This is a genomic window from Ideonella azotifigens (genome assembly GCF_006519715.1).
Lineage (GTDB): Bacteria > Pseudomonadota > Gammaproteobacteria > Burkholderiales > Burkholderiaceae_C > Ideonella > Ideonella azotifigens.
The window spans coordinates 1-9,182 of sequence record NZ_VIDT01000168.1 but is presented as its reverse complement, the minus strand read 5'-3'; the positions used below and the strand labels follow the sequence as shown (position 1 = coordinate 9,182).

Below are 9,182 nucleotides of genomic sequence, written 5' to 3'. Positions count from 1 at the left end.
GTGCCCAGGCATTGCAGGCCCAGGTAATCGCGGCCGGCGAACTGGGTCAGCTGCATGCCGGCGGTGGCGCCAGGCGCCGCCAGCGCAAGGCGCACACCCAGCGGCACGTGGGTCACGTCGCTGCTGGCAATGACACGCTGTTGCCCGTCGACCAGCATCAGTGCGATCTGTGGGCGCTCACCGCCCACGTCGGCAAAGATCCGGCTCATCTCGTCATCAAAACGGAAGCGCAGCAGCAGCACGCCCACCGGCCGGCCGACGGCGTCGGCAATGCGGTGGCCGTACAGCAATGCGGCGGACTGGCCGGTCGCAGCCAGGTCGCTGGCGCCAAAACGTTCGCAGAAACCGGCAGCGGCCAGGGCCTGGGCGACCAGTGGCTCGCGGCTGCGCTGCAGCGCCGGGCGGGCGGCAGGTTCGGCGTCGGTGCTGCCGTCGTCCAGGCGAATCAGCAGCGTGCCGTCGGGTGCGCAGAGCAGCACGTCGTCGTAGACGCTGTACTTGCGCTGGTATTCGGCCAGGCGCTCACGCATCGCGGGCGCGTCGGCCGCGCGCTGCGCAGCATCGGCAGCGCAGAAGCGGGCGACAACCTCGTCGGTCGCGAGAAAGCCGACGTCGGCCGTGCGCTCGAACAGGTTGCGCACCAGGATGTCGATGGCGCACTGGGCCTTGGCGGCGAGTTCGTCGGCCAGCTCGGCCTGGGTCTCGTCGGCCATCTGCTCGGTCAGGCGTCGCTGCAGCTGGTCGAAACGTTCTCGCGTGTCGATCAGGGTCGGCAGGATGGTGGCGGCTTCGGCCGGGCAGCTGATGGCGGCGCTGGATTCGATCAGGCGCCAGACCATGCCGAGATCGTGCAGGTCGCGCTCCGCCACCAACACCCGGCGCATGTGCGCGACGAGGTCCTCAGGACAAGTCATGGGTTTACCGTTCACAGTGAGGCATTGCTGCATGCTAGCCAGCGCCCGGAGAGCAGAACCGGCCAAGTACAGGGGAAGTACCGTGCATCTTTGGCAAAGCCCACGCCATGCCACACTGCCGGCATGCCAGCGCTTGACCCGGCGACGACGACGCCCACCGCCCAGCCCCTTGCCAATCGATTCAGCGACCGCTGCCCGCGCTGTGGCGGCGGTTTTCACTGCGGCGTGAACGACGCAGGCCCATGCGCCTGCAGCACCCTGAAATTGAGCGACAGCACCCTGGCCGCGCTGCGCCAGCGCTACGGCAGCTGCCTGTGCCTGCGCTGCCTGCAGGCCGTGGCGGCTGGCGCGGACGTCGAGCCACTGCCAGGCGCCTGATACAAAAATGGCTTCCCGAAGGAAGCCATTTTTTGTGGGGCGCGCCGGGGGTCAGGCAGCTGCCGGTGCCGGCGTGCGGATCAGGTAGTCGAAGGCCGACAGTGCCGCCTTCGAGCCTTCGCCGGCGGCGATGATGATCTGCTTGTACGGCACCGTCGTCACGTCGCCCGCTGCGAAAACGCCGGCCAGGCTGGTGTGGCACTTGGCGTCGATGATGATCTCGCCGAACTTGCTCAGCTCCAGCGTGCCCTTGAGGAACTCGGTGTTGGGCACCAGGCCGATCTGCACGAACACGCCCGCCAGGTCGAGCTTGTGCTCGGCGCCGCCCACGCGGTCCTTGTAGCGCAGGCCGTTCATCTTCTGGCCGTCGCCAGTGACTTCCAGCGTCTGCGCGTTGGTGTGGATGGTGACGTTGGGCATGCTCTTGAGCTTGTCCACGAGCACGGCATCGGCGCGCAGCTGGTCGGCAAACTCCAGCAGCGTGACGCTCTTGACCACGCCTGCCAGGTCGATGGCAGCCTCGACACCGGAGTTGCCGCCGCCGATCACCGCCACGTCCTTGCCCTTGAACAGCGGGCCGTCGCAGTGCGGGCAGTAAGCCACACCCTTGGTCTTGTACTCCTGCTCGCCAGGCACGTTGATGTTGCGCCAGCGCGCGCCGGTGGCCAGGATCACGCTGCGGGCCTTGAGCACGGCGCCGTTGTCCAGCACCACGCTGGCGTAGCCGCCGGGCTGCGCCGCAGCCTCCAGCTTGGCCACGCGCTGCAGCGTGATGATGTCCACGCCGTAGTGGCGCACATGGGCCTCGAGCGCCGCCGCAAATTTCGGCCCCTCGGTCTCCAGCACCGAAATGAAGTTCTCGATGCCCAGGGTGTCCATGGTCTGGCCACCAAAACGCTCGGCGACGATGCCGGTGCGGATGCCCTTGCGCGCAGCGTAGACAGCAGCAGCCGCGCCGGCCGGGCCGCCACCGATGATCAGCACCTCGTACGGGGCCTTCTCGTTGAGCTTGGCGGCTTCGCGCTTGGCCGCGCCGGTGTCGATCTTGGCCAGGATCTCGCCCACTTCCATGCGGCCATTGCCAAACGGCTGGCCGTTCAGGAAGACGCTGGGCACGGCCATGATCTGGCGGTCTTCGACTTCCTTCTGGAACAGCCCGCCATCAATGGCCACGGCACGGATGCGCGGGTTGAAGACCGCCATCAGGTTCATCGCCTGCACGACATCCGGGCAGTTGTGGCAGGTCAGGCTCATGAAGGTGTCGAAGGCGAAATCGCCATCGATGGCCTTGATCTGCTCCAGCACTTCAGGCTCGACCTTGGGCGGATGGCCACCAGCCCACAGCAGCGCCAGCAGCAGCGAGGTGAACTCGTGGCCCATCGGCAAGGCGGCAAAGTGCACGCCCATGTTGTGGCCGACGCGGGTGATCTGGAACGACGGGCGACGCTCGAAGGTGCCGTCGAAGCGGGCGCTGATCTTGTCCGGCGCGATCGCGGCGATCTCGGTGACCAGCTCGCGGATGTCGGCGGCACCAGCGGAATCGTCCAGGCTGGCAATCAGCTCGATGGGCTGGCTGATGCGTTCGAAGTAGGTGGCGAGTTGCGCTTGGGTGTTGCTGTCCAGCATGGCGTGATCCTTTCGTGGCACTTGTTTCATCAGGGCGAGTTGGTCCCGGCCCTCTTGAAAACCCACCACAGCGGACCGCTGGAACGGGTTTTCAACAGTGCCTGAATTCAGCGAGAAGGTGGGCAAACACGAAGCCCGTCATCACACTCAACCGAGTCCAGCAGCCGCCGCGGATCCGGCTCTGCCGGTCCGCTGGTGGCGCCCCCTCGAAGGGGGAGGCGGCTTGCCGCCTCGGGGGTGGTTAGATTTTTCCGACCAGGTCGATGGACGGTGCCAGGGTCTTGGCGCCTTCCTTCCACTTGGCGGGGCAGACCTGGCCCGGGTTGGCGGCGGTGTACTGGGCGGCCTTCAGCTTGCGCAGGGTTTCCGACACGTCACGGGCGATTTCGTTCGAGTGGATCTCGGCCGTCTTGATGATGCCTTCCGGGTTGATCACGAAGGTGCCGCGCAGCGCCAGGCCTTCTTCCGGGATGTGCACGCCAAAGGCGTTGGTCAGCTTGTGGGTCGGGTCACCCACCAGCGGGAACTTGGCCTTGCCGACGGCCGGCGAGGTTTCGTGCCAGACCTTGTGCGAGAAGTGGGTGTCGGTGGTCACGATGTAGACCTCAGTGCCCGCTGCCTGGAAGGCGGCGTAGTTGTCAGCCGCGTCTTCGATCTCGGTCGGGCAGTTGAAGGTGAACGCGGCGGGCATGAAGATCAGCACGGACCACTTGCCCAGCAGCGATTCCTCGGTGACGGTGATGAACTTGCCATTGTGGAAGGCTTCGGTCTTGAACGGTTGGACTTGGGTGTTGATCAGGGACATGCTTTGGAGCTCCTCTGGCAGTTGGTGGTGGAAGTCAGTCAATCGACAGGACGAATATTAGGCCGGTCGCGCGATGTTTTGGATTGATTGATCGAATGTGTCTGATTGAGTGAAGCTATTGCGAAGCACCAACTTTGCCATTTCTTGCCAAAGCACTTAAGCTTTCGACATGAGCACGATGAACATCTCGCTGCCGGACAGCCTCAAGGCTTTTGTCGACGCGCAGGTCAGCCAACACGGCTACAGCACGAGCAGTGAATACATGCGGGAGCTGATTCGCCGCGACCAGGACCGCCAGCAGTTGCGCAAGCTGCTGCTTGCTGGCGCAGCATCTGCCCCCACGGTACCGGTCACCCAGGCCTACTTCGACAGCCTGCGAAAGCGGGCTCGTCAGGCAGACAAGCCTGCGCCGCAGGCGTGACGCCCAGACCGGTCATCCCACGCGAACAGGCAAATCGGGATGTTGACGAAGCCCTGGCCCACTATCTCAGCGAAGACGCTGAATCGGCGGCACTGGGCTTCATCGATGCGCTGGAAGACGCGTACACCCACATTGGCCTGCATCCAGCGACAGGTTCGCCGCGTTACGCCCACGAACTGGGCCTGCCCGGTCTGCGAACCTGGATCCTGACCGCCTACCCGCACCTGGTGTTCTACATCGAACGCGAGGACCACATCGACGTCTGGCGTGTGTTGCACGGCCTGCGCGACATTTCGACAGAGATGCGGGAACAGGCCGGGGACATTCAACCGCACTGCCCCACGTAGCCACAGGCGGTGCAGAAGTCGCAGCCGTCCTTGTGGATCATCGTCGCGTTGCCGCATTCCGGGCAGGGCTTGCCGGCCATCGGCACGACCTTGTCGGCCACCGAAGTGCGGGGCGCTGGCGAGGCCAGGATGCCCATCTCGCGCAGCGGGAAGCCCTCTTCGTCCAACACACCCAGCATCGCGTAGCGGTGGATCACCAGCCGGGCAACATAGGCCACCGTGCTCGGCCAGACCTGCTGGCGTTTCTGCCCCGGAATCGGCGCCATGAAGTGGCCCAGCGGCTCGCCGACGTTCAGCAGCTTGCGCAGCTTCATGCCGATCCAGGCTGGGTCGATGACCCGCATGTCCAGCGACAGCAGGCGCGCCAGCCCGTCGAACGCGCGTGGGTAGTTGCCGGAGAAGCCGAGCGCACACGGCCGGGTGACGTAGCCGGCCGGCGCGTCCGGGCTGGCCAGCGCCACTTCCTTCAAGGTCAGCGTGAAGGCTTCGCCGGTGGCCGGGTTGTCCACGTCGACCGCCCAGGCCAGCGTGCCCGCCGTGGTGGTGCGCGGCTCGTCGCGGCTGAACATCGCGTCCAGCACCGGCGTCGGCCCGTCCTGCAACGCGCCCAGCTGCTCGCAGCGCCAGCGAATCACGCTGGCCGTCGCGGCGACCACGCCAGGAAACAACCGCTTCTCCCCGCTGGGCGGAAAGGCCATCTCGAACGCGCGCTCCTCGGCGACGGTCGCCAGCGCGTCGAGCTTGAGCTTGAGCCATTGCGGGTCGTTGACGCGCATGTCCATCGACAGCGTCTTGGCCAGCGCACCCAGGCCACGCGGCTGCTCTGCACCGTTGACCCAGACTTCAAACGGCAGCGTGCGGCCGAACAGCCCGCCGTCCGGCCCGGCTTCGGCCGGCAGTTCACCGACGAACAGCGCGAAGTCGCCGTGCGGGTGCTGGATCATGTAGCTCCAGGCCGGATTGCCACCGCGCAGTTCCGGTCGGCCCGGCCAGCGCAAGGAAGTGAGCACCGGCTTTGGCAGCTTTTCCAGTTTCAGGCGCTGGTTCGCGCCGTCGGTGGTGAGGGTCGTGAGCGGTGCAGGCGTGGCGCTGGGCGTGGGCTCGACGCTGAGCACCGAGCCCAGGATCGCATTCGGCCGGTAGGTCGCCAGGCCCTTCAGCCCGCTTTTCCACGCCGTCATGTAGAGGTCCTGGAAATCGACGTAGGGGTAGTCCGCCGGCACGTTGACGGTCTTGCTGATGGACGTGTCGATGCAGGGCGCGACCGCCGCGACCATCAGCGCGTGCGCCTCGGCGCTCATCTCCAGCGCGGTGACGAAGGCCTCCGGCAGCGGCGTGTCGGCGCCCTTCAGGTGGCGGAACAGGCGCCAGGCATGGTCCTCCACCGCATATTCCTTGAAGCTGCTGTCGGGCATGCGCTTCTTGCGGGTGTAGGTCCAGCTGAAGGCCGGCTCTATGCCGTTGCTGGCGTTGTCGGCAAAAGCCAGGCTGATGGTGCCGGTAGGTGCAATGGACAGCAGGTGCGAGTTGCGCAGCCCGTGCTTGCGGATGCGGTCCTTCACCGCCTGCGGCAGACGCGAGGCGAAAGTGCCACGCGAGAGGTACAGGTCCGCATTGAACAGCGGGAAGGCCCCTCGCTCCTGGGCCAGGTCCACGCTGGCGTCATAGGCACCGTCGCGCATGATCTCGCTGATCTGCCGCGCCATGTCGCGCGCGGCCGGCGTGTCGTAGCGCAGGTTCAGCATAGCCAGCGCATTGCCGAGGCCGGTGAAGCCCAGCCCCACGCGCCGCTTGTTGGCCGCCTCCTCCTGCTGGCGCGGCAACGGCCAGACGGTCACGTCCAGCACGTTGTCCAGCATGCGCGTGGCCACCTTCACCACCTCGGTGAAACCGGCCGCGTCAAACCGCGCACCGGGTTCGAACGGCTCCACCACGAAGTGAGTCAGGTCAATGGAGCCGAGGCAGCAACAACCATAAGGTGGAAGTGGCTGTTCGGCGCAAGGATTCGTTGCCGCAATCGTCTCGCAATAACTCAGGTTGTTGTCCTGGTTGATGCGGTCCAGGAACAGCACGCCGGGTTCGGCGTGGTCGTAGGTCGCGCGCATGACCTGGTCCCACAGGCCGCGGGCGGGCACGCGGCGGTAGACCCACAGGCCGTCGCCGCGCTGGTAGGCGCCGGCAGCTTTCTGCTTGGCGCCGGGCTCGGCGCGATGCAGCAGCTCGACCTCGCCGCCGGCCTGCACGGCTTCCATGAAGACGTCGGTCACGGCAATCGAGATGTTGAAGTTCTTCAGGTCGCCCTGGTCCTTGGCATGGATGAACTCTTCAATGTCCGGGTGGTCGCAGCGCAGCACGCCCATTTGCGCGCCGCGGCGCGAGCCGGCGGACTCGACCGTTTCGCAGGAGCGGTCGAACACGCGCATGTAGCTGATCGGTCCGGAGGCGCTGGACTGGGTGGAGCCGACCCAGGCACCGCGCGGGCGGATGCGCGAGAAGTCATAGCCCACGCCGCCACCGCGGCGCATGGTTTCGGCCGCCTCGGTCAGCGCGGTGTAGATGCCGGGCACGCCGTCTTCTTCGCTGGCGATGGAGTCGCCCACCGGCTGCACGAAGCAGTTGATCAAGGTGGCGCTGAGCGCGGTGCCGGCAGCGGAATTGATGCGGCCGGCCGGCACGAAACCGCGGCGCTGGGCGTCCAGGAAACGCGCGGCCCAGTGGGCTTGCTGTGCAGCGGGTTCCGCGGCGGCAAGCGCGTTCGAAATGCGAGCACGCACTTCGTCGACGCTGCGTTCTTCGCCCTTGGCGTACTTCTCGACCAGCACCTCTTCGCTGATGGCCTGCGGCGGCAGGTTGGCGAGGCTGGGGGCGGCCGACGGGCGGCGGCCAGTGGTGCTGGAGGTCTTGTTCATGGCGGGCAATGGCGCTGCGGAGGCTGTGGAAATCCACAGCCTCCATGATGAACCAAAGCGGCCTGCCGTGGGGCCTGTCTGCATGCACCCGAGGGTTTTAGCGGCGGCCGCCAGATAGGTCCGGATTTGCACCACTGATCCGGCTTCAGCCTCGCATTGAAAGCGTCGATAAACAGGGTCGAATCCGCAACACCCGGGCGGGGCGCGTGCCTGCAATGCACGCGAATGGAGACATCCGGCTTTTTTTGGAGGTTCCACGAAGTGAACAAGATGCGACATTGGAAGATCGGGACCCGGCTGCGGCTGGCCTTCGGCCTGATGGCGGCGATGCTGCTGCTGTCCAGCGGCCTTGCGCTGGCCAAGCTCAGCGCCATGCAGGAAAACGTGCTGCAGGTGACTGACAACTGGTTGCCCAGCGTGGTCACGCTGAGCGAGCTCGACGCGCTCATCTCCAAGGCCAGAACCGCGAGCCTGCGCCATGTGCTGGTGGTTGACGTCGAGAACAAGAACAAGGCCCGCGCGATGCGGGACCAGGCCGTGGAGAAGGAAATCCCGGAGCTGCTGGCGGCCTACGACAAGCTGGTTTCTTCGCCCGAAGAAGGCGAGTTGAAAAAGCAGCTGGACGCGCAGTGGAAGGCCTATGTCGCGGTTGACAACAAGCTGCTGGCAGCATCCGAAACCAGTCGGGTGCTGAGCGCCGTGATCGCCACCGGAGACTCGAACGACAAGCTGATGGCCTTGCTCGCGACCCACAAGGCCATGATGGAACTCAACCGCAAGGGCGCAGCCGACGCGCGGGCCGAGTCGGTGCAGGGCTACGAAGCTTCGCGCGTTGCGACCATTTCGTTTGCCGTTGCCGCACTGGCGATTGCAGGCGTGCTGGCCTGGCTGATCACCCGCTCGATCACCACGCCGCTGCAGGCCTCGCTGAGCCTGGCCACCCGGGTGGCCGAAGGCGACCTGACGATGCGCCTGCCGGCCGATGGCCGCGACGAAGTCAGCGCACTGAACCAGGCACTCAATGCGATGGCCGAACGCTTGGCCGAACTGGTCAGGCAGGTGCGCCAGAGCAGCGAAAGCATTGCCACCGGCTCCAGCGAGATTGCCACCGGCAACGCCGACCTGAGCCAGCGCACCGAGCAGCAGGCCGCCAATCTCGAAGAAACCGCTTCTTCGATGGAAGAGCTGACCTCGACCGTCAAGGCCAGCAGCGACACCGCCCAGCAAGCCTCGCAGCTGGCCACCGCGGCCTGCGCTTCGGCGACACGCGGCGGCGAAGTGGTGGGCCAGGTCGTCAGCACGATGAACGAGATCACCAGCAGCAGCCGCAAGATCGGGGAAATCATCGGCACCATCGACGGCATTGCCTTCCAGACCAACATCCTGGCGCTGAACGCTGCGGTGGAAGCGGCGCGGGCCGGCGAACAGGGCCGCGGCTTTGCGGTCGTGGCCGGCGAAGTGCGCAGCTTGGCGCAGCGCAGCGCCGAGGCGGCCAAGGAGATCAAGAGCCTGATCGGCGCCAGCGTCGAGAAGGTCGAGACCGGTTCGCGCCTGGTGGGCAGCGCCGGCACGCAGATGGACGACATCGTCGCCCAGGTGCGCCGCGTGGCCGACCTGATCGGCGAGATCAGCGCCGCCGCCCGCGAGCAGAACGATGGCATCGGCCAGGTCAACACCGCCGTCACGCAGCTGGACCAGGTGACGCAGCAGAACGCCGCGCTGGTTGAGCAGAGCGCCGCCGCGGCCGACAGCCTGAAGCAGCAGGCCGCCAAGCTGGTGACC

Annotated in this window: 7 protein-coding genes and 1 pseudogene; 4 read left to right on the top strand and 4 right to left on the bottom strand. The window is 66.2% G+C overall.

Features of this window, described 5'->3' with window-relative positions:
- Positions 1-914: pseudogene (locus FKP22_RS12525) on the bottom strand (cache domain-containing protein); the annotation flags it as partial.
- Between the two features lie 123 nt (positions 915-1,037).
- Between FKP22_RS12525 and FKP22_RS12520 the strand changes: the two are divergent.
- Entirely contained in the window at positions 1,038-1,292 is a 255-nt protein-coding gene (locus FKP22_RS12520) for a cysteine-rich CWC family protein (protein WP_141287822.1), read from the top strand.
- 51 nt (positions 1,293-1,343) lie between these two features.
- Here FKP22_RS12520 and ahpF read toward each other — a convergent pair whose 3' ends face one another.
- Both ahpF and ahpC read right to left on the bottom strand, forming a co-directional pair.
- Entirely contained in the window at positions 1,344-2,918 is a 1,575-nt protein-coding gene (gene ahpF / locus FKP22_RS12515; protein ID WP_141287821.1) for an alkyl hydroperoxide reductase subunit F, read from the bottom strand.
- A 241-nt stretch (positions 2,919-3,159) separates the two neighbouring features.
- Positions 3,160-3,723, bottom strand: a complete 564-nt coding sequence (gene ahpC / locus FKP22_RS12510; RefSeq protein WP_141287820.1) for an alkyl hydroperoxide reductase subunit C — start codon at positions 3,721-3,723, stop codon at positions 3,160-3,162.
- A gap of 169 nt (positions 3,724-3,892) precedes the next feature.
- Here ahpC and FKP22_RS12505 point away from each other — a divergent pair, with 169 nt between their 5' ends.
- Together FKP22_RS12505 and FKP22_RS12500 are read left to right on the top strand one after the other, a co-directional pair.
- Positions 3,893-4,144, top strand: coding sequence for a type II toxin-antitoxin system ParD family antitoxin (locus FKP22_RS12505; protein ID WP_141287819.1), 252 nt, complete (start codon positions 3,893-3,895; stop codon positions 4,142-4,144).
- Positions 4,141-4,491 carry a type II toxin-antitoxin system RelE/ParE family toxin gene (locus FKP22_RS12500; RefSeq protein ID WP_141287818.1) on the top strand — a complete coding sequence of 117 codons (351 nt, stop codon included), beginning with the start codon at positions 4,141-4,143 and terminating at the stop codon, positions 4,489-4,491. The genes FKP22_RS12505 and FKP22_RS12500 overlap by 4 nt, the downstream gene beginning before the upstream one ends.
- Here FKP22_RS12500 and FKP22_RS12495 read toward each other — a convergent pair.
- Entirely contained in the window at positions 4,470-7,400 is a 2,931-nt protein-coding gene (locus FKP22_RS12495; RefSeq protein ID WP_141287817.1) for an adenosylcobalamin-dependent ribonucleoside-diphosphate reductase, read from the bottom strand. The genes FKP22_RS12500 and FKP22_RS12495 overlap by 22 nt on opposite strands.
- A 270-nt stretch (positions 7,401-7,670) precedes the next feature.
- On the opposite strand from FKP22_RS12495, the gene FKP22_RS34250 reads away from it, so the two are divergent.
- On the top strand, positions 7,671-9,182 hold a 1,512-nt coding region (locus FKP22_RS34250; RefSeq protein ID WP_259372443.1), incomplete at its 3' end, for a methyl-accepting chemotaxis protein.